The sequence below is a fragment of the Variovorax endophyticus genome, from assembly GCF_025376855.1.
GTDB lineage: Bacteria > Pseudomonadota > Gammaproteobacteria > Burkholderiales > Burkholderiaceae_C > Variovorax.
Genome location: NZ_JAHUTH010000018.1, coordinates 100,740 through 122,693, shown reverse-complemented (window position 1 = coordinate 122,693; position 21,954 = coordinate 100,740). Strand labels below are relative to the sequence as shown.

The following is a 21,954-nucleotide window of genomic DNA, read 5'->3' as shown; positions in this document are numbered from 1 at the left end:
GCCCGCTCGATATCCGCTCGGTCGCAGAAAGGCAGGGCCCCATGAAGAAGATGAAACTCGTGCTGATCGGCAACGGCATGGCCGGCGTGCGCACGCTCGAGGAGCTGCTGAAGATCGCACCCGGCCTCTACGAGATCACGGTGTTCGGCGCCGAGCCGCATCCCAACTACAACCGCATCATGCTGTCGCCGGTGCTCGCGGGCGAGCAGACGCTCGACGAGATCGTGCTCAACGGCTGGGACTGGTACCGCGACCACGGCATCGCGGTGCATGCCGGGAAGAAGGTGGTCGAGGTCGACCGCGTGAAGCGCATCGTGCGCGCCGACGACGGCACCGAGGCCGCCTACGACCGCCTGCTGGTCTGCACCGGCTCCACCCCCTTCATGCTGCCGGTGCCCGGCAAGGAGCTCGAGGGCGTGATCGCCTACCGCGACATCGCCGACACCGACTGCATGATCGAGACCGCGCGCACGCACCGCCATGCGGTGGTGATCGGCGGCGGCCTGCTGGGCCTCGAGGCCGCCAACGGCCTGATGCGGCGCGGCATGGAGGTGACCGTGGTGCACGTCATGCCATGGCTCATGGAGCGCCAGCTCGACGAAACCGCGGCCCGGCTGTTGCAGCAGTCGCTCGAGGAGCGCGGCCTCAAGTTCAGGATGGGCGCGCAGACCCAGGAACTGGTCGGCGGCGAGCACGGCCGCGTCACCGCGATCCGCTTCAAGGACGGCACCGAGGTCCGGGCCGACCTGGTCGTGATGGCCGTGGGCATCCGCCCCAACGTCGAGCTGGCCGAGCGCATGCGGCTGCACTGCCACCGCGGCATCGTGGTCACCGACACCCTGCAGACCGTGACCGATGCGCGCATCTACGCGGTGGGCGAATGCGCGGCGCACCGCGGCATCGCCTACGGCCTGGTGGCGCCGCTGTTCGAGCAGGCCAAGGTGGCGGCCAACCATCTCGCGCAGTTCGGCATCGGCCGCTACCAGGGCTCGCTGACCTCGACCAAGCTCAAGGTCACGGGCGTCGACCTGTTCAGCGCGGGCGAGTTCATGGGCGGCGAAGGCACCGAGGAGATCGTGCTGAGCGATCCCTTCGGCGGCGTCTACAAGAAGCTGGTGCTCAAGGACGACAAGCTGGTGGGCGCCTGCCTCTACGGCGACACGGTGGACGGCAGCTGGTACTACGCGCTGGTGCGCGAGGGGCGCAGCGTGCAGGAGATCCGCGACCGGCTGATGTTTGGTGAAGCCGTTGCCGGCGAGGACGAACCGAAGGCGGCCGCATGACCGACACCCGCTCCACCTGCCCCTACTGCGGCGTCGGCTGCGGCGTGATCATCGAGTCCGAGGGCACGCAGATCACGGGCGTGCGCGGCGACCCCGACCACCCCGCCAACTTCGGCCGCCTCTGCACCAAGGGCTCGACCCTGCACCTGACGGCCAGCGCGCCGATCACGCGCCAGACGCGGCTGCTGCGCCCGATGCAGCGCGCACGCCGCGGCGAGGCACCGCAGCCGCTGGACTGGGATGCGGCGCTCGACCAGGCGGCCGGGCGCTTCGCCGGCATCGTGCAGGCCCACGGCCCCGACGCGGTCGGCTTCTACGTCTCGGGCCAGCTGCTCACCGAGGACTACTACGTCTTCAACAAGCTCGCCAAGGGCCTGGTCGGCACCAACAACATCGACACCAACTCGCGCCTGTGCATGAGCAGCGCGGTGGCCGGCTACAAGCAGACGCTGGGCGCCGACGCGCCGCCCGCCTGCTACGACGACCTGCGGCACGCGCAGTGCCTGTTCATCGTCGGCAGCAACACCGCCTGGGCCCATCCGATCCTGTTCAGACGCATCGAGGACGCGAAGGCTGCGAACCCGGCGCTGAAGATCGTGGTGGCCGATCCGCGCCGCACCGACACGGTGGAGATCGCCGACCTGTTCCTGCCGCTGCAGCCGGGCACCGACGTGATGCTGTTCAACGGCATGCTGCACCTGATGCTGCGCGAAGGCTGGATCGACGCCGACTACATCGCGGCCCACACCAGCGGCTTCGAAGCGCTGAAGGCCACGGTCGGCGACTGCACGCCCGAGACGGTGGCGCGGGTCTGCGGCCTGTCGACCGCGCAGCTGTTCGAGGCGGCCCGGCTGTTCGCCACCTCGCCGGCCACGCTGAGCCTGTACTGCCAGGGTCTCAACCAGTCCTCGAGCGGCACCGCGAAGAATGCCGCGCTGATCAACCTGCACCTGGCCACGGGCCAGATCGGGCGCGCGGGCGCCGGGCCGTTCTCGCTCACCGGCCAGCCCAATGCGATGGGCGGGCGCGAGGTCGGCGGCCTCGCGAACCTGCTGAGCGCGCACCGCGATCTCGCGAACCCCGCGCACCGCGCCGAGGTGGCGGCGCTCTGGGGCGTGCCCTCGGTGCCCGCGCAGCCCGGCAAGACCGCGGTCGAGATGTTCCAGGCCGCGGCCGACGGCGAGATCCGCGCGCTGTGGATCGCCTGCACCAACCCGGCCCAGTCGATGCCCGACCAGGCCACGGTGCGCCGCGCGCTCGAGCGCGCCGAGTTCGTGGTGGTGCAGGAAGCCTTCGCCACCACCGCCACCTGCGCCTACGCCGACCTGCTGCTGCCGGCCACCACCTGGGGCGAGAAGGAAGGCACGGTCACCAACAGCGAGCGCCGCATCTCGCGCGTGCGCCCCGCCGTGCCGCCGGCCGGCGAGGCGCGCCACGACTGGTCGATCGCGGCCGAATTCGCGCGCCGGCTCGAGGCCCGGCTGGGCCGCGCGGCCACGCTGTTCGCTTACGAGAACGCCGAATCGGTCTGGAACGAGCACCGCGAATCGACGCGCGGACGCGACCTCGACATCACCGGCCTGAGCTGGGCGCTGCTCGAGCACGCCGGCCCGCAGCAGTGGCCGCTGCGCGAGGGCGAAACGGCCGGCCGCGCGCGCCTCTACGAGAACGGCGTGTTCCCCACGCCCGACGGCCGCGCGCGCTTCGTCGACACCGTCTACCGCCCGCTGGCCGAGCCGCGCGAACCGCGCTGGCCGTTCTCGCTCAACACCGGCCGTCTGCGCGACCAGTGGCACGGCATGAGCCGCACCGGCAACGTCGGCCGGCTGTTCGGCCACGTGGCCGAGCCCGCGGTGCAGATGAACCCGCAGGACATGGCGCGGCGCGCGCTGCGCGAGGGCGACCTGGTGCACCTGAGCTCGCGGCGCGGTTCGATCCTGCTGCCCGCGCGCGCCAGCGAGGAGATCGCGCCCGACCAGGCCTTCGTCGCGATGCACTGGGGCGGCGAGTACCTGGGCGGCTCGTCCTCCACCGGCACGCCGCTCGCCGGCATCAATACCGTCACCACGCCGGCGTACTGCCCCATCTCGAAGCAGCCCGAGCTCAAGCACGTACCGGTCAAGATCCTCAAGGCCGAGCTGCCCTGGTCGCTGCTGGCCATGGCCTGGCTGCCCGACGACGACGCGCTGGCCGCGCGCCGCGCGCTGCAGGCGCTGATGGCGGCCTTCCCGTTCGCGGCCTGCGTGCCCTTCTCGGGCGCCGACGGCAGCCGAGGCGGCCTGCTGTTCCGCGCCGCCGCCCACGAAGCGCCCGACGACGCCCTGCTCTCGCGCATCGAGGGCCTGCTGGGCCTGCAGGCGCCCGACACCCTGCGCTATGCCGACCGCCGCCGCGGCCAGCGCCGCGCGGCGCGGCTGGCGCGCCGGTCCGACGGCGCGCGGCTCGAGGCCTTCCTGCTGGGCGGCGACACCAGCGCCGAGGCCTGGATCGCCACCGTGCTGCGCGAGGAGCTGCCGGCGCAGGACTACGGCCGGCTGCTGCTGTCGCCCGGCGCGCGCGCCCCGGTGGCGGTGCAGTCGCGCGGCAAGCCGGTCTGCACCTGCTTCAACGTGACCGATCTCGCGATCGAGCGCCAGCTGCGGCGCTGCGACGGCTCGCCCGCGGAACGGTTGGCAGCGCTGCAGGGGGCTCTGAAATGCGGCACCAACTGCGGTTCGTGCATTCCCGAACTCAAGCGGCGGGTGCGGGCGACACCGGTCGAGGCTGCGGTGGCCGTATGAATACGGACTTCCGGACGCAGAGGACGCGAAGGTTGCGCGAAGGACGCGAAAGGAGAACCTCAAGAATTTCATGTCTTCTTTTGCGCTCTTTGCGCAACCATCGCGTCCTCTGCGTCCGGCGGCCCGCTTTCAAGAAACCATGCATAAGCCGACTTTCATTCCGGCATAAGCCTTGCGGGACAATCCGCCTACCCATGGGAATCAGCCACTACATCAAGGAAATCGGCCGGGGCGCGCGCGGCGCCCGGCCGTTGTCGCGCGAACAGGCCTGCGACCTGTTCGGCCAGGTGCTCGACGGCACCGTCACCGACCTCGAGATCGGCGGCTTCTGCCTCGCGATGCGGATCAAGGGCGAAACGCCCGAGGAGATGGCCGGTTTCCTCGATGCCACGCATGCGCGGCTGGCGCGCTTTCCCGCCAGCGAGCGTCCGCTGGTCGTGCTGCCGAGCTACAACGGCGCGCGCAAGCTGCCGGTGCTCACGCCGCTGCTGGCGCTGCTGCTGGCGCGCGAGGGCCTGCCGGTGCTGGTGCACGGCAGCGCCACCGAGACCGCGCGTGTGCTGGCCTCCAACGTGCTCGAGGCGCTGGGCACCGCGCCGCTGACCGCGGTGCGCGAAATCGCCGCCGGCGAGGCCGCCTTCGCCGCCACCGAGCTGATGAGCCCGGGCCTCAAGCGGCTGCTCGACGTGCGCCGCGTGGTCGGCCTGCGCAATCCGGGCCACAGCGTGGTCAAGCTGATGCAGCCGGGCGCCGGCGCCTGCGTGGTGGTCGGCAGCTACACCCATCCCGAATACGCGCGCGTCATGGCCGACACCTTCGAGCTCACCGGCATGACGGCGCTGCTGTCGCGCGGCCTCGAGGGCGAGGTGGTGTCGGACCCGCGCCGCACCGCCCGGATCGACGGCTTCGTGCGCGGCGTGCGCACCGAGCTGCAGGCCCAGCAGCCCGGCACCGACCCCGAGGTGCCCGGCCTGCCGAAGGACATCGACGTCGCGACCACGGCCGACTACACGCGCCGCGTGCTGGCGGGCGAGCTCCCCGTGCCCGAGGCGATCGCCACGCAGGTCCGGTACATCACGCAACTGGCATCCCACGCATGACAACGAACGCCCCCACCCCCTCCCTCATCGCCGGCCGCTGCACGCTGGTGGGCGCCGGCCCGGGCGACCCCGAGCTGCTGACCATCAAGGCGGTGAAGGCGATCCAGGCCGCCACGGTGCTGCTGGTCGACGACCTCGTGAACGACGCCATCGTGCAGGCCCATGCCCGGCCCGATGCGCGCATCGTGCACGTGGGCAAGCGCGGCGGCTGCAAGAGCACGCCACAGGCCTTCATCGAGCGACTGATGATCACCGCGGTGCGCGAGGGCGAGACGGTGGTGCGGCTCAAGGGCGGCGACCCCTTCATCTTCGGCCGCGGCGGCGAGGAGGTCGAGCACCTGCGCGAGGCCGGCATCGAATGCGCGGTGGTCAACGGCATCACGGCCGGCCTCGCGGCCGTCACCGCGCTGGGCGTGCCGCTCACGCACCGCGACCATGCGCAGGGCGTGGTGTTCGTCACCGGCCATGCGAAGACGGGCGCCGGTGCCGCCGACGATCCGACCGACTGGCGCGCGCTGGCCGCGACCGCGCACGGCGCGCGGCTCACGCTGGTGATCTACATGGGCGTGTCGGGCGCGGCCCATATCGAGCACGAGCTGCTGCACGGCCTGCCGGCCGACACGCCGGTGGCCGTGATCCAGCATGCGAGCCTGCCGCAGCAGCGCCACGTCGCGACCACGCTGGGCCGGCTGCAGCGCGGCATCGCCGAGGCCGGCCTCGCGAGCCCGGCGGTGATCGTGGTGGGCGACGTGCTGCGCGGCCTGGCCGCCGCCGGCCTGCCCGCGGACGCGGACCGCTTCGGCACCTGACCCCGGCGCGCGCCGTACGCCCTAAGGCGTAGAGGCGGCCCCGCCCGGCGGTCGCGGGCATGGATCGTGCTCGGCCACGGGCAATGAATGCCGTCGCCACGCCCGTCCCCGCCGCCATCGAGATCGTCGCGCTGAGCAAGCGCTACGCCCCGGGCACCCCGGCCGCCGTCGACCGGATCGACCTGCGCATCGCCAGCGGCAGCTACTGCTGCCTGCTCGGCCCCTCGGGCTGCGGCAAGAGCACCACGCTGCGCATGATTGCGGGCCACGAGTCGGTGACCAGCGGCGACATCCTGCTCGACAACCGCAACATCACCGACCTGCCGGCCGCCGCGCGCGGCACGGCGATGATGTTCCAGAGCTTCGCGCTGTTCCCGCACCTGTCGGCCACCGACAACGTGGCCTTCAGCCTCAAGATGAAGGGCGTCGCCAAAGCCGAGCGCCAGCAGCGCGCCAATGCGCTGCTCGAGCGCGTCGCGATGGGCCACCTGGCCGCGCGCAAGCCCGGCGAGCTCTCGGGCGGCCAGCAACAGCGCGTGGCGCTGGCGCGCGCGCTGATCACCGAGCCGCGCGTGCTGCTGCTCGACGAGCCGCTGTCGGCGCTCGACCCCTTCCTGCGCATCCAGATGCGCGCCGAGCTGCGGCGCTGGCAGAAGGAGCTGGGCCTGACCTTCGTGCACGTCACGCACTCGCAGGAGGAGGCGATGGCGCTGGCCGACACCATGGTGGTGATGAACCACGGCGTGATCGAGCAGGTCGGCTCGCCGCACGCGGTCTACAACCATCCGGCCAGCGAGTTCGTGGCGCGCTTCATGGGCGGCCACAACGTGCTCGACACGCCCGCCGGCCCGATCGCGGTGCGCAACGACCGCATGCGGATCGCACCGGCCGCCGAGGCGTCGGAAGGCATCGCCGCCACCGTCACCGACGTCGAATACCAGGGCACCTACGTGCTGCTGGGCCTCGCGCTCGACGCGGCCGCACCCGGGCGCGCGAACGTGTCGGTGCAGCTCGGCGAGGCGGCGTTCCTCGCGCGGCCCTATGCGCTCGGCGAGGCCGTGCGGCTGTCGTGGGCCGAGGCCGATGCGCGCGTGCTCGGGCCGGGCGCCAAGCCGCCGGGCGAACGCTCGCCGCAGCCCGCCGCCGCGCTGCGCGACGACACGGCGGCAATCGCGATGACGCTCTGAGCCCCCTCATTTCTTTCTTCCCTTCCGCGTTCCTCCCCTTTCTTTCAGGAGACCCAGCATGACCGACATCATCGACCCGACCCTCGGACTCAAGCGCCGCACGCTGCTGCAAGGCACGGCCGGCATCCTGGCCACGGGCATCGCGCCCTTCGTGCATGCGCAGGACAAGGTGGTGCTGCGCTATCTCGGCACGGCCGTGAACCAGGACAAGGCGATCGCCGAGAAGTTCAAGGCCGACACCGGCATCGAGATCCAGTACGTGGCCGTGACTACCGACGACGTGACCAAGCGCGCGGTGACGGCGCCCAACAGCTTCGACCTGATCGACACCGAGTTCTTCTCTCTCAAGAAGATCGTGCCGACCGGCAACCTCAAGGGCATCGACAGCAAGCGCGTGAAGAACGCCGACAAGATCACCTCGCTGTTCACCAAGGGCGAGGTGGCGGGCAAGAAGGTCGGCGACCAGGGCACGGCGCCCGTGAAGGTGATCTACCTCGAGGGCGAGAAGAGCAAGGCCTTCGCCAAGTCGGCCACGCAGTTCATGTCGCTGATCCCGACCACCTACAACGCCGACACGCTGGGCATCCGCCCCGACCTCATCAAGCGCCCGATCGGCTCCTGGGCCGAGCTGCTGAACCCCGAGTTCAAGGGCAAGACCGCGATCCTCAACATCCCCTCGATCGGCATCATGGACGCGGCGATGGTGGTGGAGGCCAAGGGCATCCACAAGTACGCCGACAAGGGCAACATGACCAAGGCCGAGATCGACCTCACGATCAAGACGCTGATCGAGGCCAAGAAGGCCGGCCAGTTCCGCGCGCTGTGGAAGGACTTCAACGAGTCGGTCAACCTGATGGCCTCGGGCGAGGTGGTGATCCAGTCGATGTGGTCGCCGGCCGTGACGGCCGTGCGCAGCAAGGGCATCGACTGCACCTTCCAGCCGCTCAAGGAGGGCTATCGGGCCTGGGCCTCGGGCTTCGGCCTGCCGGCCACGCTGTCGGGCAAGAAGCTCGACGCGGCCTACGAGTTCATCAACTGGTTCCTCGACGGCTGGGCCGGCGCCTACCTCAACCGTCAGGGCTACTACAGCGCGGTGCTCGACACGGCCAAGACCAGGATGGAAGCCTACGAATGGGCCTACTGGATGGAGGGCAAGCCCGCGGCGCAGGACATCAAGAGCCCGCAGGGCGACGTGATCGCCAAGGCCGGCGCGGTACGCGACGGCGGCAGCTACGAGCAGCGCATGGGCGGCATCGCCTGCTGGAACGCGGTGATGGACGAGAACGAGTACATGGTCCGCAAGTGGAACGAGTTCGTCGCGGCCTGATCCCGTGAGTGCACCCACCACCCGCGCGAACGCCGCCACCGCGCCCCTGCATGCCGTGAAGGCGTGGTGGCAGGCGGCGCCGTTCGCGCTGGTGTTCCTGCTGTTCTTCCTGGTTCCGCTGGCGCTGGTGGCGATGGTGAGCCTGTGGAACTTCAACGAGTACGAGCTGATCCCGGCGTTCACGCTGCGCAACTACCTGAGCCTGTTCGAGGGCTGTTCGCGGCTGACCGACAACGGCGATCTCTGCGTGACGCTCAACACCTACCTGAGCACCTTCAAGTTCTGCCTGCTGGTCTGGGGCATCACGCTGCTGATCGGTTTCTCGGTGGCCTACTTCCTGGCCTTCCACGTGCGCTCGTCGACGATGCAGACGGTGCTGTTCGTGCTGTGCACGGTGCCGTTCTGGACCTCGAACGTGATCCGCATGATCTCGTGGGTACCGCTCTTGGGCCGCAACGGGCTGGTGAACCAGGCGCTGATGGGCCTGGGGCTGGTGCAGCAGCCGGTGGAGTGGCTGCTGTTCTCCGACTTCTCGGTGGTGCTGGCCTTCGTGCACCTCTACACGATGTTCATGATCGTGCCGATCTTCAACAGCATGATGCGCATCGACCGCTCGCTGCTCGAGGCCGCGAACGATGCGGGCGCCTCGGGCTGGCAGACGCTGTGGAACGTGGTGGTGCCGCTGTCGCGCACGGGCATCCTGATCGGCTCGATCTTCGTCATCACCATCGTGATGGGCGACTTCGTGACCATCGGCGTGATGGGCGGCCAGCAGATCGCCTCGATCGGCAAGATCATCCAGGTGCAGACCTCGTACCTTCAGTTTCCGCTGGCGGCGGCCAACGCGATGATCCTGCTGGCGGTGGTGCTGATGATCATCTGGGGGCTGACGCGGCTGGTCGACATTCGCAAGGAGCTCTAGTGACCCCGCACATCCGAGAGAAACGCGACAAGGGCTTCTGGCCCCTCGCCACGGTCTTCGCCCTCTTCGTGCTGTTCCTCTACGGCCCGATGATCACGATCTTCGTGCTGAGCTTCCAGGGCCCCGAAGGCGGCCTGACCTTCCCGCTGCGGGGCGTCTCGCTGCACTGGTTCCACAAGCTCGCCGAGGGCCTGGGCACGGTCGACATCGGCGCCGCGTTCCGGCGTTCGCTCGCGCTGGGCGCCGTGGTCATGGGCTTCACCGTCGTGCTCTCGGTGCTCGCGGGCCTCGCGTTCCGCAAGAAGCTCGCGGGCGGCAACACCCTGTTCTTCGTCACGGTCGCGAGCCTGATCATGCCGTCGATCATCATCTCGCTGGGCATCGGCCTGCAGTTCCGGCTGCTCGACACCGGCATCAAGGCCCTGCTGACCGCCATCGACGCCACCACCCTGCTCGAGGGCTACGGCACCGCGCTCGGCCTGTTCAGCTCCGCCCTCGGCGCCCACCTCACCTGGACCCTGCCCTTCGGGCTGCTCATCATGTTCGCGGTCTTCAACCGCTTCAACCCGGCCTACGAGGAGGCCGCGCGCGACCTCGGCGCCACGCCCTGGCAGACCTTCCGCTTCGTCGTGCTGCCGCTGATCGGCCCCTCGATCGTGGGCATCGGCATGTTCGGCTTCACCCTCTCGTGGGACGAGATCGCGCGCACCTCGCAGGCCATCGGCGACGTCAACACCCTGCCGCTCGAGCTGCAGGGCCTGACCTCGACCGTGACCACCCCTTCGATCTATGCCCTCGGCACGGTGACCACCGTGGTGTCGCTGCTGGTCATGGCGGCGGCGCTGGGGGCGGCCGCGTTGCTGCGGCGACGCTCCACCCGAAGGGGGTGACCGCTTTGGCGCCGCCCGACCTAAAATCGCGCCCCTACAAAAAAGCAAGACAGAGGCGGGCATGCTGGAAATCGACAAACTCAACGAACTCGCCGAAAGCCACGGCGAGCTGCGCCGTGGCAAGGGCATGGTCACGGGCACCATCGCCATCAGCCTCGCGGTGCTGTGCTTCCTCGGCGTGCTGGTGTTCCACTTCCCGCAGTACCTGAGCACGCCCGAGCTGCGCAAGAGCTACAACGTCGACCTCATGCGCTGGGTGCTGCTGGTCGCCATGGTGGTCTCGGGCGGCCTCTCGCTGGTCAACATCATCTTCAACCGCACGCGCTGGCTCTCGTCCTTCGCCTTCCTCTTGATCGTGCTGTCGGCCCTGCTCGGCGGCCACAAGGTCCCCGTCAACGACTTCGCCGACAACACCCCCTACATCGGCCTCGACTGGTTCATCCTCGACCTGCTCGGCTCCTCGCTGATCTTCATCTTCATCGAGAAGCTGTTCGCGCTGCGCAAGGACCAGCCCGTGTTCCGCGAGGAGTGGCAGACCGACTTCCACCACTTCGTGGTCAACCACATGATCGTGGGCTTCGTGCTGCTGGCCACCAACCTCATGGTGCACAAGCTGTTCGGCTGGGCCGCCAACGACGGCATTCGCGGCTGGGTCGGCAACCTGCCGTTCTGGGCCGGGCTGCTGCTGATCATCCTGGTGGCCGACCTGGTGCAGTACTGGACGCACCGCGCCTACCACGAGGTGCCGGTGCTGTGGCGACTGCACGCGGTGCACCACAGCGTGAAGAGCATGGACTGGATGGCCGGCTCGCGCCAGCACATCCTCGAACTGCTGATCACGCGCACCCTGGTGCTGGCGCCGATCTACGTGCTGGGCTTCAGCAAGGAAGTGATCGACGCCTACATCGTGGTGGTGGGCTTCCAGGCGGTGTTCAACCACTGCAACGTGAGCGTGCGGCTCGGCCCGCTGCGCTACGTGATCGTGACGCCCAACTTCCACCACTGGCACCACAGCCAGGACCAGGAAGCGCTCGACAAGAACTACGCGGCGCACTACGCCTTCCTCGACTACCTGTTCGGCACTGCGGTGAAGAGCACCAGGCTCTGGCCCGAGAAATACGGCGTGCTCGGCGACTACGTGCCCAACGGCTTCTTCAAGCAATTGAAGTTCCCGTTCGTCTGGAAGGGCTGATGCGCGCGTTCCGCCAGACCTGCGCGGCCCTCGCTGCCGCGGGCGCCGCCCTGCTGCTCGGGGCCTGCGCCACCCGGCTCGACCTGCCCTCGCAAGACAACGGCCTGCGCCTGCGGGTGCAGAGCTCGGTGATCGCGCCGGGCAACGGCGGCGAGCTGATCGCGGCCGACGCGCTGGAGCCCGGCGACATCCTGCTGACCTCGATCGCCACGGTTAACTCCTTCGGTATCCGGCTGGGCACCTTCTCGCCCGTGAGCCATGCGGTGCTCTACCTCGGCGACGGCCAGATCGCCGAGGCCGTGGGCAGCGGCGTGCGCGCGCGGGCGCTGGCCGAGGTGGTCGACGAGGAACAGATGGTGGTGGCCTTCCGCGTGCCCGGCGTGGACGCGGCCGGTGCCGAGCGCATGCGTGCCTGGGCGCTGTCGCAGGTCGGCGTGCGCTACAACACCGTGGGCGTGCTGCTCAACGCCCCCTTCGTGCTGAATCGCCGGCTGTGCGAGCTGCCGCTGATGCCGGGCGCGGTCAGCCACTATTGCATGAGCGGCATGGCCATGGTGCAGCTGGGCGCGAGCCGCGACGACCAGTTCTTCTGCTCGCAGTTCGTGCTCGAGGCCTACAACCGGGCCGGCCTGCCGATCACCAGCGCCGACCCGCGCTGGGTCAGCCCGGCCGACCTGCTGCACATGCGCGAGGGCGACGTGCCCTCGATCGCCGCCACCCAGCCGCTGCGCTACGTGGGCCACCTCAAGTACAACCCGCCGCCGGTGCTGGCGGCCGACGGGCCATGAGCGAGGCCAAGCATTTCGACGCCGTGGTGATCGGCGCCGGCGCCGCCGGCCTGTTCTGCGCGGGCGTGGCCGGCCAGCGCGGGCTCAAGGTGCTGCTGCTCGACCACAGCGAGAAGGTGGGCGAGAAGATCCGCATCTCCGGCGGCGGCCGCGCCAATTTCACCAACCGCGACCTCGACGTGCGCGCGCCGCAGCGCCACTTCATCGGCGAGAACCCGAATTTCTGTCGCTCGGCGCTGTCGCGCTATGCGCCGCAGCAGTTCATCGAACTCGTGCAGAAGCACGGCATCGCCTTCCACGAGAAGCACAAGGGGCAGCTGTTCTGCGACGGCTCCTCGCAGCAGATCGTGGACATGCTGCTGGCCGAATGCGCGGCCGGCGGGGTCGAGCGCTGGCAGCCCTGCCGCATCGGCCAGATCACGTTCTCGGCCGAAAACGCAGATGGGGCGAGCGTCGGCAGCTATCGAATCGAGAGCAGCCGCGGCCCGATCGAGACGCCGAAGATCGTGGTCGCCACGGGCGGCCTGTCGATCCCCCAGATCGGCGCCAGCGACTTCGGCTACCGCATCGCCGAGCAGTTCGGCCTGCGCATGGTGGCGCCGCGCCCGGCGCTGGTGCCGCTGACCTTCGGCGGCGAGGCCTGGGCGCCCTATGCCGAACTGGCCGGGCTGGCGCTGCCGGTGCGCATCGAGACCGGGGCCAGGAAGGAGAAGATGGCCTTCCTGGAGGACCTGCTGTTCACCCACCGCGGCCTCTCGGGCCCGGCCGTGCTGCAGATCTCGAGCTACTGGAAGCCCGGCGCGCCGCTCACGCTCGATTTCGCGCCCGGCGTGGACGTGGCCGCGGCCTTCGCCGAGGCCAAGCTGCGCTCGAGGAAGCGCATCGCCAACGAGCTCGCCGCCCTGGTGCCCTCGCGGCTGGCCGATGCCTGGGTCGGCCAGGACGGCGCGCTGCAGCGGCCGATCAACGAGGCCGCCGACCGCGCGCTGGCCGCGCTGGCCGAGCGCATCGCGCGCTGGCAGATCGTGCCTTCGGGCACCGAGGGCTACAAGAAGGCCGAGGTCACGGCCGGCGGCGTCGACACGCGCGACCTGTCGTCCCAGACGATGGAATCGAAGCAGCCGGGCCTGTATTTCATCGGCGAAGTGGTCGATGTCACCGGCTGGCTCGGCGGCTACAACTTCCAATGGGCCTGGGCGAGTGCCCACGCCTGCGCAAACGCGCTATAATCGCCGGCTAACTTTGGCCTTCCCTCAACGGCCACACACTTTTTCTTGTTGAGGAACCCCGGCCTGGGGCTCTCGATCCTCCCCCGGCCAAATTTCAAATCAACGATTCCTGATGACCACCATCCGCGTTAAAGAAAACGAGCCCTTCGACGTCGCCCTGCGCCGTTTCAAGCGCACCATCGAAAAGCTCGGCCTGCTGACCGACCTGCGCGCCCGCGAGTTCTACGAAAAGCCGACCGCCGAGCGCAAGCGCAAGAAGGCAGCCGCCGTGAAGCGCCACTACAAGCGCGTTCGCAGCATGCAGCTGCCCAAGAAGCTGTACTGACGCACCCTGGCACCGGAGGCAGCGGCCGATTCGACAACACCGAACCCGCCGCCCTCCGCCCCGCCAACTGCCTTCCAGCCGCGCCAGGGAAACCTGCCGCGGCTTTGTTTTTTCCCGCAGGAGACCCCATGAGCCTCAAAGAACAGATCACCGAAGACATGAAGACCGCGATGCGCGCCAAGGACTCCGAGCGCCTGGGCACGATCCGGCTGCTGCTGGCCGCGCTCAAGCAGAAGGAAGTCGACGAGCGCGTCGAGCTCGACGACGCCATGGTCGTGGCCATCGTCGACAAGCTGGTGAAGCAGCGCAAGGACTCGGTCACCGCCTTCACCCAGGGCGGCCGCGCCGACCTGGCCGACAAGGAAGCGGCCGAGATCAAGGTGCTCGAGGTCTACCTGCCGCAGCGCATGGGCGCCGACGAGATCGCCGCCGAGGTCAAGGCCATCGTGGCCGAGCTCGGCGCCGCGGGCCCGGGCGACATGGGCAAGGTGATGGGCGCGGTCAAGACGCGCCTGGCCGGCAAGGCCGACATGGGCCTGGTGAGCGCCGCGGTCAAGGCCGCGCTGACCGGCGCCTGATCGCCATGACCGCCGGCACCGAGGCCGCCGCGATCCCGAAGGCCTGCGCCTGCCTGGTCGACGCGCGCGGCCGGCTGCTGGTGTTCCGCCATCCCGAGGACGGCAACATGCAGCTGCCCAAGGGCACCATCGAACCGGGCGAGTCGCCCGAGTTCGCGGTGCGGCGCGAACTGCTCGAGGAATCGGGCATCGACCATGCCGGCGCGCTGGTCTCGCTGGGCACCCTGCAGCGCGACTGCGAGGCCGGCGTCGAGGGCAACACCCACCGCCATCCGCAGCTGTGGCACCTGTTCCTGATGCACGCCGAAGGGCCGCTGCCCGAGCACTTCGACCATGTGGCCATGGGCAGTCCCGAGGAGGACGGCCTGGTGTTCTCGTTCAGCTGGCTGGCGCCCGAGGCACCGATCGACGGCTACGCACTGCCCTACCGCCAGACCATCGAGCGGGTGCGCGCCGCGCTGGCGTCGACGCAGCCCGTCGCGGCCGGCTGAGGAAGGCTCCCGCTCATCCCATGGCCCGCACGGCCATGTAGGCGCCCAGCAGCCCCAGCCCGACCAGGAAGCAGCGCCTGAACACCGGCACCGGCAGCCGCTGGCGCAGCCAGGTGCCCAGCACCATGCCCGCGATCGCCGGCACCAGCATCAGCGCCGAACCGCCGAGCACCGCCAGCGGATAGCCGCCATTACCCGCGAGCCCGATCGCCAGCACCACGGTCGAGGTGGTGAACGAAATCCCCATCGCCTGGATCAGCGCGTCGCGCTGGAAGCCCAGTGCCTGCAGGTAGGGCACGGCCGGCACCACGAACACCCCGGTCACGGCCGTCACCAGCCCGGTCGCGATGCCGACCAGCGGCCCGAGCCAGCGTTCGTGCGCGGGCGCCACCTTCAGCTGCCGCCCGGTCAGCCCCCACAGCGCATAGGCCACCAGCGCCACGCCGAGCGCCACCGAGGCCCAGGCGCCGGCCGGCACGCCCAGCCACCAGGCGCCGCCCAGCGTGCCCGCCACGATGCCGGCCTGCATGCCGCCGATGCGCCGCAGCACCGGCAGGAAGCTCGCGCGCGGCCCGGTCTGCCAGACGTTGGTGACCAGCGAGGGCACGATCAGCAGCGCCGCCGCCTGCACCGGGCGCATCCACAGCGCGAGCAGGCCCATCGACACCGTCGGCAGCCCGAGGCCGATCACGCCCTTGATCACGCCGGCCAGCAGGAAGACCGCCGCGGCGGCGATGCCGTGCCCCGCGAGGCCGGCCAGTTCGTTCGAGAAGGAGGAAGACGTCATCGGCGCGCAGTCTGCCGGCCGCGGCGCCGGCCGGGAATCCGGCATTCGCGCAGCGAGCCTCAGGCACAGACTGAGGCCGGCGTGCTACCTTGCGGGCTCACCATGCGATTCGATCTCACCGACCTGCGGCTCTTCCTCCACGTCGTCGAGGCCGGCAGCCTGACCGCCGGCGCGCAGCGCTCGCACATGACGCTGGCCTCGGCCAGCCAGCGCGTGCGCGGCATGGAGGACGCGCTCGGCACCCCGCTGCTCACGCGTCACGCCCAGGGCGTGCGCCCCACCGAGGCCGGCCGCACCCTGCTGCACCATGCGCGCGTGGTGCTGCAGCAGATGGAGAGGCTGCGCGGCGAGCTCGGCGAATACGGCCAGGGCCTCAAGGGCCATGTGCGCTTCCTCTGCGGCACCTCCGCGCTGACCGAGCACCTGCCCGAGGTGCTGGCGCGCTTCCTGGCGCAGCATCCGCGGGTGTCGATCGACCTCGAGGAACGGCCCAGCCCCGACACCGTGGAGGCGCTGCGCGCCGGGCTGTGCGACATCGGCATCGTCTCCGACGCCATCGACACCGAGGGCCTCGAATGCCATCCGTTCCGGCGCGACGACCTGGTGCTGGTGATGCCGCGCGGCCATGCGCTGGCCGGGCGCCGGCGCGTGAAGCTGGCCGAGGTGGTCGACAGCGAGTTCGTCGGCCTGCCCGCCGACAGCGCGCTGCAGCAGCTCGTGACCATGCATGCGCGCGCGCTCGGGCGCCACCTGTCCTACCGCGTGCGGGTGCGCAACTTCGAGGCCGTGTGCCGCATGGTCGAGCAGGGCATCGGCGTGGGCATCCTGCCGCAGACCGCGGCCGCGCGCTGCGCGCGTTCGATGAAGATCGCGCGCGCCTCGCTGGCCGACGCCTGGGCCGAGCGCACCTTGATGGCCTGCGTGCGCAATTCGGAGGAGCTGCCGCTGAACGCGCGGCGCATGCTCGCCTACCTGCTCGAACCCGTCGAGAAAGCCTAGGCCCCGCGCGTGACCGGCCGCCCCTGCGCCGCGCGCGCCGCCACGAAGGCCTCGAAAGCCTCGGCGCTGGTCTTGCGCGGGCGGTAGCCGAAGCGCTCCTTCAGCGCGGTGTTCGACAGCACCGGCCGGTAGCGCAGGAAGTCGAGCTGCTCGGGCCCGTAGCGGCTCACGCCGAGCGCCGAGCCCACCGCCAGCGCCGTCTTCAGCACGCCCGCGGGAAAGTCGACGGTGCGCTTGCCCAGCCGCGCCGCGATCTCGTGGATCGGCAGCGCGCCATCGCCCGCGAGGTTGTAGCAGCCGGACGGCGCGCCGCCCTCGAGCGCATGGGCGATGGCGCCGGTCACGTCCTCGTCCCAGACGAAGACGAAGGGACTCGCGCTGCCGCGGATCGCGATCAGCCGCCGCTTCTCGAACAGCGCCGTGATCTGGTTGTCGACGCGCTCGCCGAGGATGGTGCCGATGCGCAGCACCGTCTGCGCCAGCGAGGGATGGCGCGCGCGCCAGTCGGCCAGCAGCTCCTCGACCTGGCGTTTGTGGTCGGCATAGGCGAACACGGCATTGCCGCGCAGCGGCTGGCGCTCGTCGATCCAGGCCGGGTTGTCGGCGTGGTAGCCGTAGGCCGCGCCGCTCGACGACACCACGATGTGCGCGACCCGGTACATGGTGCAGGCCTTGAGCACGTTGCGCGTGCCGCCCACGTCGACCGAATGCTCGAAGTCGCGGTTCGAGTCCCTGCCCGGCGTGACGATCGAGGCCAGGTGCACCACGGTGTCGATGGCATGGTCGGCGAAGGCCTTGCCGATGCCGGCCTCGCGCACGTCCTGCGCCAGGTAGGCCACGCCCGGCAGCCGGCGCTCGCGCGGCACCTCGCGCACGTCGAGCGCCACCAGGCCCTCGAGCTGCCCATGGCCGAGCCTGGGCGCGAGCGCGGCCAGCACGCCGCGGCCCAGGAAGCCGTCGGCGCCCGTCACCAGCACGCGGCGCGCGGCGGCCGTCATGGCGTCGCGGGCCGGCGACCCCACCAGCTCGCGAGCGCGAGGCCCGCGATGATGTCCCAGAAGCCCCAGACGCCGGCCACCACGGCCATGCCGCCGAGCCCGCCGAAGAAGCTGAAGATCAGCACCAGCCCGAGCCCCGCGTTGCGGATGCCGACCTCGATCGCCACCGCGCGCCGGTCGTAGTCGGCCAGCCCCGACAGCCGCGCGCAGAGATAGCCGGTGCCGAAGGCCAGCGCGTCGTGCAGCACCACGGCCAGCAGCACCAGCCCCACGTAGTCGAGGAAGTAGCGCCAGTTGCCCGCGATCGCGCCGACGATGAAGGCGATCAGCGCGAGGAAGCTCAGGATCCGCGCCGGCTTCTTGATGCGCGCCGTGAGCCCCGGCAGCCGGTGCGCGCATGCCACGCCGAGCACGAAGGGAATGCCGATGATCATCACGATGTGGCCCAGCATGTCGAGCGGATCGAGCGCGATGGTCTGGAGCAGCGGCTCGGCGGTCGGATGCAGCCCGCCCCAGAAGGCGAAGTTCAGCGGCATCAGCACGATCGACAGCGCGTTCGAGATCGCGGTCATCGACACCGACAGCGCCACGTTGCCGCCCGCGCGGTGCGTGAGGATCTGCGAGATGTTGCCGGGCGGGCAGCAGGCCACCAGGATCATGCCGAGCGCGATGCTCGGGGCCGGCTTCAGCAGCAGCGTGAGCGCGAAGGTCACGGCCGGCAGCACGATGAACTGCGCGCCGATGCCCACCGCCATCGCGCCGGGCATGCGCGCCACGCGCTTGAAGTCCTCGATGCGCGTATCGAGCGCGATGCCGAACATCAGGAAGCCCAGCACCACGTTGAGCAGCACCAGCGAGGCCGGGTTGAAGTGCAGGCGGATCTCGTCGACGGGCAGCATGGGGCGCGTGTCCTTTTCTTCGTCGGCTCAGCCCGGATCGGCCAGCGCCGCCGAGGCAGCGCGCACCGCGGCGCGGTAGGTGTCCTTGTGCACGTAGTAGGCCATGCGCTCGAGCTGCAGGTACCTGTAGCCGCCCGACAGGTCGGGCGGCGGCCCCTTGGCGGCCGCGCGCAGCGCCGCGGCCTTGGGCGAGCCCGCCGCCTGCGCGCGCAGATAGCGCGCCACCAGTTCGGCCTGCTCGTAGCGCCCCTGCCAGCCGATGCCGCTGGCCTCGATCATGCCGAGCACGGCGAGGTTCTCGAAGCGCGGCGAGAAGATGTTGAGGTACAGCCGCGGCGCCATGCCCTGCCAGTCGAGCAGCGCGCGGTCGATGAACGGGTAGTGCAGCGCATAGCCGGTGGCGGTGAGGATCAGGTCGTAGTCGCGCGTGCCGCCGTCCTTGAAGTACACGGTGTGGCCGGCCAGCCGCTCGACGTCGGCGCGCACCGCGATGTCGCCATGGCCGATGTGGTGCAGGATCAGCGAATTGACGATCGGATGCGACTCGTACATGCGGTAGTCGGGCTTCGGAAAGCCGAAGCGCGTGGGGTCGCCGGTGAACCACTGCAGCACCATGGCGTCCAGCCGCTGCTTGAGCCATGGCGGCAGCGGCTTGCTGCCGCCGAGCGTGTCGGCCGGCTTGCCGAACACGTACTTGGGCACGAAGTAGTAGCCGCGCCGCACCGAGATGTCCACGCACTTCGCGTAGTGCACCGCGTCGACCGCGATGTCGCAGCCCGAGTTGCCCGCGCCCACGATCAGCACCCGCTTGCCCTTGAAGATCTCGGCATGCTTGTAGTCGCTGGTGTGCAGCAGCTCGCCCTCGAAGTGGCCGTCGAAGCGCGGATGCTTGGGCTCGGACAGCGTGCCGTTGGCGATCACCACGCCCTTGAATTCGAAGGTCTCCACGCCCTCCTCGCCATCGCCGTCGGCCGGGCCCACGCTGACCTGCCAGGTGGTGTCGGGCGCGTTGGAGGTGGGCTCCACGCGCAGCACGCGCGTGCCGAAGCGGTAGTGCTTGCGCAGCCCGAAGCGGGTGGCGAAGTCGCTGAAGTAGCGGCGCAGCTCGCGGTGGCTCGGGTAGTCGGCCACCGTGTCGGGCATCGGGAATTCGCTGAACTCGGTGGTCCTCTTGCTCGAGATCAGGTGCGCCGAGTGGTAGACCGTGGAGCGCGGGTTCGCGATGTCCCACAGCCCGCCCACGTCGCCGTGCGCCTCGAAACCCTGGAAGGGAATGCCGTGCTTCTGCAGGTTGCGGGCACCGGCGAGGCCCGAGGGGCCGGCGCCGATCAGCGCGATCTGTTCGTGGGTGGGCACTGTCGCTGTCACGTTGGCGGCGAGCCTTCCTTCGGCGTTGGCGGTGATGAAAAGGGTGGCAGCCCGGGGATCGGCGTGGCGCCGGCCTCGCCCGCGCGCGGCTTGCGCGGCTGGCCGCTCAAGAGCCGGTCATGCAGCGCCTCGGGCAGGCAGTCGAGCGCCTTCGAGAGCCAGCCGATGCGCCGCGGCAGCACGATGCGCTCGCGGCCCGCGGCCACCGCCGCGAGCGTGCGGCGCGCGGCCTCCTCGGGCTCGAGCAGCCCCGGCATCGCGAAGCGGTTGCCCGCGGTCAGCGCGGTGCGGATGTAGCCCGGGCTCACCGTGTGCACCCCGACGCCGCTGCCGCGCAGCTCGGCACGCAGGCTCTCGAGGTAGCGGATCAGCCCGGCCTTGCTCGCGCAGTAGGCGCCGTTGCCCGGCATGCCGCGCCAGCCCGCGATGCTGGCCATGCCGACCAGCGCGCCGCGCGCCTCGCCGCGCATCGCGGCCACGAAAGGCTGGAAGGTGGTGGCGGCGCCCAGCAGGTTGATCTCGAGCATGCGGCGCAGCACCGCGAGGTCCTCGGCCTGCGCGGTGTCGAAGCCGCCGGCCACGCCCGCGTTGGCGATCACCAGGTCGGGCGTGCCGGCCCGGGCCATCCAGTCGGCAGCCATGGCCTGCATCGCCACCGTGTCGGCCACGTCGGGCGTGTAGACCGCGCAGCGCTCGGGCGCCAGCGCCTCGAGCGCGCGCAGCCGTTCGCGATCGAGCCCCACCAGTGCCACCTGCGTGCCGTCGGCGATCAGCCCGCGCGCCAAGGCCTGGCCCAGGCCGCCACAGGCGCCCGTCAGCACGGCATTGCGAAAGCGAGGGAGCATCGGGGAAGCGCGGCTCGAAAAAAGATGCGCCCCAATGTAGCGGCGCGTTTTACCGCGCCGCCCCGGCGTTTTCCCTTGCACGCCGGGCCGCGGGGGCCGGCGCCGCTCAGGCCTCGGCCGGAAACTCGATCTGGATCTTCACGTCCGTCGCCCGCCCTGCCGCGGCCTCCTCGAAGGCGCGGATGCCGTCCTCGAACGCGAAGGTGCGTGAGATGAAGGGCTTGACGTCGACCTGGCCCGAAGCGATCAGCGCGAGCGCGCGCGGGAAGATGTTGGCGTAGCGGAACACCGACTCGATGCGCAGCTCCTTCGCCTGGATCGCGACGATGTCGAAGGCCACCGGCGCCGGTGGAATGCCCACCAGCACCACGCAGCCGCCGGGGCAGGCCAGCTCGAAGATGCCCTCGAAGGCGCGCACGCTGCCGCTGGCCTCGAACACGGCGTTGGCGCCCCAGCCGTCGGTCAGCTCGCGCACCGCGTCGGCCAGTTGGCGCTCGCGGATGTTCACCGTGCTCACGGCCGGGTTGTTCGCGAACAGCGCGAGCTTCTCGGGCACCAGGTCGGCCAGGATCACGCGCGCCGCGCCGCCCGCGAGCGCGGCCAGCACGGTCATCGCGCCGATGGTGCCGGCGCCCACCACCACCGCCACGTCGCCGGGCTTGAGCGCGGCCTTCTTCGCGGCCTGCAGGCCGATCGCCAGCGGCTCGACGATCGCGCCCTCGGCGAAGCTCACGTTGTCGGGCAGGCGGAAGGTGAAGGCCGCCGGATGCACCACGTAGGGCGTGAGGCAGCCGTGGATCGGCGGCGTGGCCCAGAAGCGCACGGCCGGGTCGAGGTTGTAGATGCCTTCGCGCACGGCGCGCGAGTCGAGCTGCGGAATGCCGGGCTCCATGCAGACCCGGTCGCCGGGCCGCAGGTGCGTGACCTCGCTGCCGACCTCGGCCACCGTGCCCGAGGCCTCGTGGCCGAGGATCATCGGCTGGTCGACCACGTAGGGCCCGATGCCGCCGTGCTGGTAGTAGTGGACGTCGCTACCGCAGACACCGACGGTGTGCATGCGGATCTTCACGTCGCGCGGGCCGACCGGCTGCGGCGGCAGCGCGATCTCGCGCAGCGCGAGTTCGTGGGCTTTCTCGAGGACAAGGGCTTTCATGGAA

The 21,954-nt window shown here is 70.3% G+C and carries 20 protein-coding genes and 1 pseudogene; 15 read left to right on the top strand and 6 right to left on the bottom strand.

The features are described 5' to 3' along the window. Positions 1 to 41 precede the first annotated feature (41 nt). From KV106_RS23045 to KV106_RS22980, 14 genes and pseudogenes are all read left to right on the top strand, one after another. Positions 42 to 1,342, top strand: a pseudogene (locus KV106_RS23045) (FAD-dependent oxidoreductase); the annotation flags it as partial. Further along, a complete protein-coding gene (locus KV106_RS23040; RefSeq protein WP_409976551.1) occupies positions 1,328 to 4,063 on the top strand; it encodes a nitrate reductase in 2,736 nt (911 codons plus the stop codon). The pseudogene KV106_RS23045 and the gene KV106_RS23040, both read left to right, overlap by 15 nt. 194 nt (positions 4,064 to 4,257) lie before the next feature. Continuing rightward, the gene (gene ybiB, locus KV106_RS23035; protein WP_261212587.1) at positions 4,258 to 5,163 is read left to right on the top strand and encodes a DNA-binding protein YbiB; all 906 of its coding nucleotides are present in this window, start codon (positions 4,258 to 4,260) and stop codon (positions 5,161 to 5,163) included. Beyond that, complete coding sequence (cobA, locus tag KV106_RS23030) at positions 5,160 to 5,972, top strand: uroporphyrinogen-III C-methyltransferase (RefSeq protein WP_261212585.1); 813 nt, start codon at positions 5,160 to 5,162, stop codon at positions 5,970 to 5,972. Before ybiB ends, cobA begins: the two co-directional genes overlap by 4 nt. Positions 5,973 to 6,055: 83 nt before the next feature. Then, positions 6,056 to 7,159, top strand: coding sequence for an ABC transporter ATP-binding protein (locus tag KV106_RS23025; protein WP_261212584.1), 1,104 nt, complete (start codon positions 6,056 to 6,058; stop codon positions 7,157 to 7,159). Between the two features lie 58 nt (positions 7,160 to 7,217). After that, positions 7,218 to 8,486 (top strand): ABC transporter substrate-binding protein, encoded by a 1,269-nt coding sequence (locus KV106_RS23020; protein WP_261212583.1) that lies wholly within the window; start codon positions 7,218 to 7,220, stop codon positions 8,484 to 8,486. 4 nt (positions 8,487 to 8,490) lie between these two features. Next, positions 8,491 to 9,408, top strand: coding sequence for an ABC transporter permease (locus tag KV106_RS23015; RefSeq protein WP_261212581.1), 918 nt, complete (start codon positions 8,491 to 8,493; stop codon positions 9,406 to 9,408). Continuing rightward, positions 9,408 to 10,298: an ABC transporter permease gene (locus KV106_RS23010; protein WP_261212580.1), complete on the top strand. Its 891-nt coding sequence runs from the start codon at positions 9,408 to 9,410 to the stop codon at positions 10,296 to 10,298. Before KV106_RS23015 ends, KV106_RS23010 begins: the two co-directional genes overlap by 1 nt. A 61-nt stretch (positions 10,299 to 10,359) precedes the next feature. After that, complete coding sequence (locus KV106_RS23005) at positions 10,360 to 11,490, top strand: sterol desaturase family protein (RefSeq protein WP_057592142.1); 1,131 nt, start codon at positions 10,360 to 10,362, stop codon at positions 11,488 to 11,490. Then, positions 11,490 to 12,278 carry a YaeF family permuted papain-like enzyme gene (locus tag KV106_RS23000; RefSeq protein WP_057592141.1) on the top strand — a complete coding sequence of 263 codons (789 nt, stop codon included), beginning with the start codon at positions 11,490 to 11,492 and terminating at the stop codon, positions 12,276 to 12,278. Before KV106_RS23005 ends, KV106_RS23000 begins: the two co-directional genes overlap by 1 nt. After that, positions 12,275 to 13,507: a BaiN/RdsA family NAD(P)/FAD-dependent oxidoreductase gene (locus tag KV106_RS22995; protein ID WP_261212577.1), complete on the top strand. Its 1,233-nt coding sequence runs from the start codon at positions 12,275 to 12,277 to the stop codon at positions 13,505 to 13,507. The genes KV106_RS23000 and KV106_RS22995 overlap by 4 nt, the downstream gene beginning before the upstream one ends. Before the next feature lie 112 nt (positions 13,508 to 13,619). Beyond that, complete coding sequence (gene rpsU, locus KV106_RS22990; protein ID WP_007833691.1) at positions 13,620 to 13,832, top strand: 30S ribosomal protein S21; 213 nt, start codon at positions 13,620 to 13,622, stop codon at positions 13,830 to 13,832. Positions 13,833 to 13,960: 128 nt separating this feature from the next. Further along, positions 13,961 to 14,410 carry a GatB/YqeY domain-containing protein gene (locus KV106_RS22985; protein WP_057592139.1) on the top strand — a complete coding sequence of 150 codons (450 nt, stop codon included), beginning with the start codon at positions 13,961 to 13,963 and terminating at the stop codon, positions 14,408 to 14,410. Between the two features lie 5 nt (positions 14,411 to 14,415). After that, complete coding sequence (locus KV106_RS22980; protein WP_057592138.1) at positions 14,416 to 14,901, top strand: NUDIX domain-containing protein; 486 nt, start codon at positions 14,416 to 14,418, stop codon at positions 14,899 to 14,901. A gap of 13 nt (positions 14,902 to 14,914) precedes the next feature. Here the strand turns inward: KV106_RS22980 and KV106_RS22975 are convergent, their stop codons facing one another. Further along, a complete protein-coding gene (locus tag KV106_RS22975) occupies positions 14,915 to 15,688 on the bottom strand; it encodes a sulfite exporter TauE/SafE family protein (RefSeq protein WP_261212570.1) in 774 nt (257 codons plus the stop codon). A gap of 102 nt (positions 15,689 to 15,790) precedes the next feature. Between KV106_RS22975 and KV106_RS22970 the strand changes: the two genes are divergently transcribed. Beyond that, positions 15,791 to 16,687 (top strand): LysR family transcriptional regulator, encoded by an 897-nt coding sequence (locus KV106_RS22970; RefSeq protein ID WP_057592136.1) that lies wholly within the window; start codon positions 15,791 to 15,793, stop codon positions 16,685 to 16,687. On the opposite strand, the gene KV106_RS22965 is transcribed toward KV106_RS22970, so the two are convergent. From KV106_RS22965 to KV106_RS22945, 5 genes are all read right to left on the bottom strand, one after another. After that, the gene (locus KV106_RS22965; RefSeq protein ID WP_261212569.1) at positions 16,684 to 17,685 is read right to left on the bottom strand and encodes an NAD-dependent epimerase/dehydratase family protein; all 1,002 of its coding nucleotides are present in this window, start codon (positions 17,683 to 17,685) and stop codon (positions 16,684 to 16,686) included. The two genes, KV106_RS22970 and KV106_RS22965, sit on opposite strands and share 4 nt — an antisense overlap. Beyond that, positions 17,682 to 18,584, bottom strand: coding sequence for a bile acid:sodium symporter family protein (locus tag KV106_RS22960; RefSeq protein WP_261212568.1), 903 nt, complete (start codon positions 18,582 to 18,584; stop codon positions 17,682 to 17,684). Before KV106_RS22960 ends, KV106_RS22965 begins: the two co-directional genes overlap by 4 nt. Before the next feature lie 27 nt (positions 18,585 to 18,611). Further along, positions 18,612 to 19,940: a flavin-containing monooxygenase gene (locus KV106_RS22955; protein WP_261212567.1), complete on the bottom strand. Its 1,329-nt coding sequence runs from the start codon at positions 19,938 to 19,940 to the stop codon at positions 18,612 to 18,614. An 8-nt stretch (positions 19,941 to 19,948) separates the two neighbouring features. Then, complete coding sequence (locus KV106_RS22950; protein ID WP_261212565.1) at positions 19,949 to 20,797, bottom strand: SDR family oxidoreductase; 849 nt, start codon at positions 20,795 to 20,797, stop codon at positions 19,949 to 19,951. 106 nt (positions 20,798 to 20,903) lie between these two features. Continuing rightward, complete coding sequence (locus tag KV106_RS22945; protein WP_261212564.1) at positions 20,904 to 21,950, bottom strand: NAD(P)-dependent alcohol dehydrogenase; 1,047 nt, start codon at positions 21,948 to 21,950, stop codon at positions 20,904 to 20,906. Between the last annotated feature and the right edge of the window lie 4 nt (positions 21,951 to 21,954).

What these genes read in the sequence shown, in the direction of transcription:
- KV106_RS22945 (WP_261212564.1), bottom strand. Translation starts at nt 21,950, where the DNA reads ATGAAAGCCCTTGTCCTCGAGAAAGCCCACGAACTCGCGCTGCGCGAG.
- KV106_RS22965 (WP_261212569.1), bottom strand. Translation starts at nt 17,685, where the DNA reads ATGACGGCCGCCGCGCGCCGCGTGCTGGTGACGGGCGCCGACGGCTTC.
- KV106_RS22975 (WP_261212570.1), bottom strand. Translation starts at nt 15,688, where the DNA reads ATGACGTCTTCCTCCTTCTCGAACGAACTGGCCGGCCTCGCGGGGCAC.
- KV106_RS22960 (WP_261212568.1), bottom strand. Translation starts at nt 18,584, where the DNA reads ATGCTGCCCGTCGACGAGATCCGCCTGCACTTCAACCCGGCCTCGCTG.
- ybiB (WP_261212587.1), top strand. Translation starts at nt 4,258, where the DNA reads ATGGGAATCAGCCACTACATCAAGGAAATCGGCCGGGGCGCGCGCGGC.
- KV106_RS22995 (WP_261212577.1), top strand. Translation starts at nt 12,275, where the DNA reads ATGAGCGAGGCCAAGCATTTCGACGCCGTGGTGATCGGCGCCGGCGCC.
- rpsU (WP_007833691.1), top strand. Translation starts at nt 13,620, where the DNA reads ATGACCACCATCCGCGTTAAAGAAAACGAGCCCTTCGACGTCGCCCTG.
- KV106_RS23020 (WP_261212583.1), top strand. Translation starts at nt 7,218, where the DNA reads ATGACCGACATCATCGACCCGACCCTCGGACTCAAGCGCCGCACGCTG.
- KV106_RS23005 (WP_057592142.1), top strand. Translation starts at nt 10,360, where the DNA reads ATGCTGGAAATCGACAAACTCAACGAACTCGCCGAAAGCCACGGCGAG.
- KV106_RS22980 (WP_057592138.1), top strand. Translation starts at nt 14,416, where the DNA reads ATGACCGCCGGCACCGAGGCCGCCGCGATCCCGAAGGCCTGCGCCTGC.
- cobA (WP_261212585.1), top strand. Translation starts at nt 5,160, where the DNA reads ATGACAACGAACGCCCCCACCCCCTCCCTCATCGCCGGCCGCTGCACG.
- KV106_RS22985 (WP_057592139.1), top strand. Translation starts at nt 13,961, where the DNA reads ATGAGCCTCAAAGAACAGATCACCGAAGACATGAAGACCGCGATGCGC.
- KV106_RS23025 (WP_261212584.1), top strand. Translation starts at nt 6,056, where the DNA reads ATGAATGCCGTCGCCACGCCCGTCCCCGCCGCCATCGAGATCGTCGCG.
- KV106_RS22950 (WP_261212565.1), bottom strand. Translation starts at nt 20,797, where the DNA reads ATGCTCCCTCGCTTTCGCAATGCCGTGCTGACGGGCGCCTGTGGCGGC.
- KV106_RS22970 (WP_057592136.1), top strand. Translation starts at nt 15,791, where the DNA reads ATGCGATTCGATCTCACCGACCTGCGGCTCTTCCTCCACGTCGTCGAG.
- KV106_RS23000 (WP_057592141.1), top strand. Translation starts at nt 11,490, where the DNA reads ATGCGCGCGTTCCGCCAGACCTGCGCGGCCCTCGCTGCCGCGGGCGCC.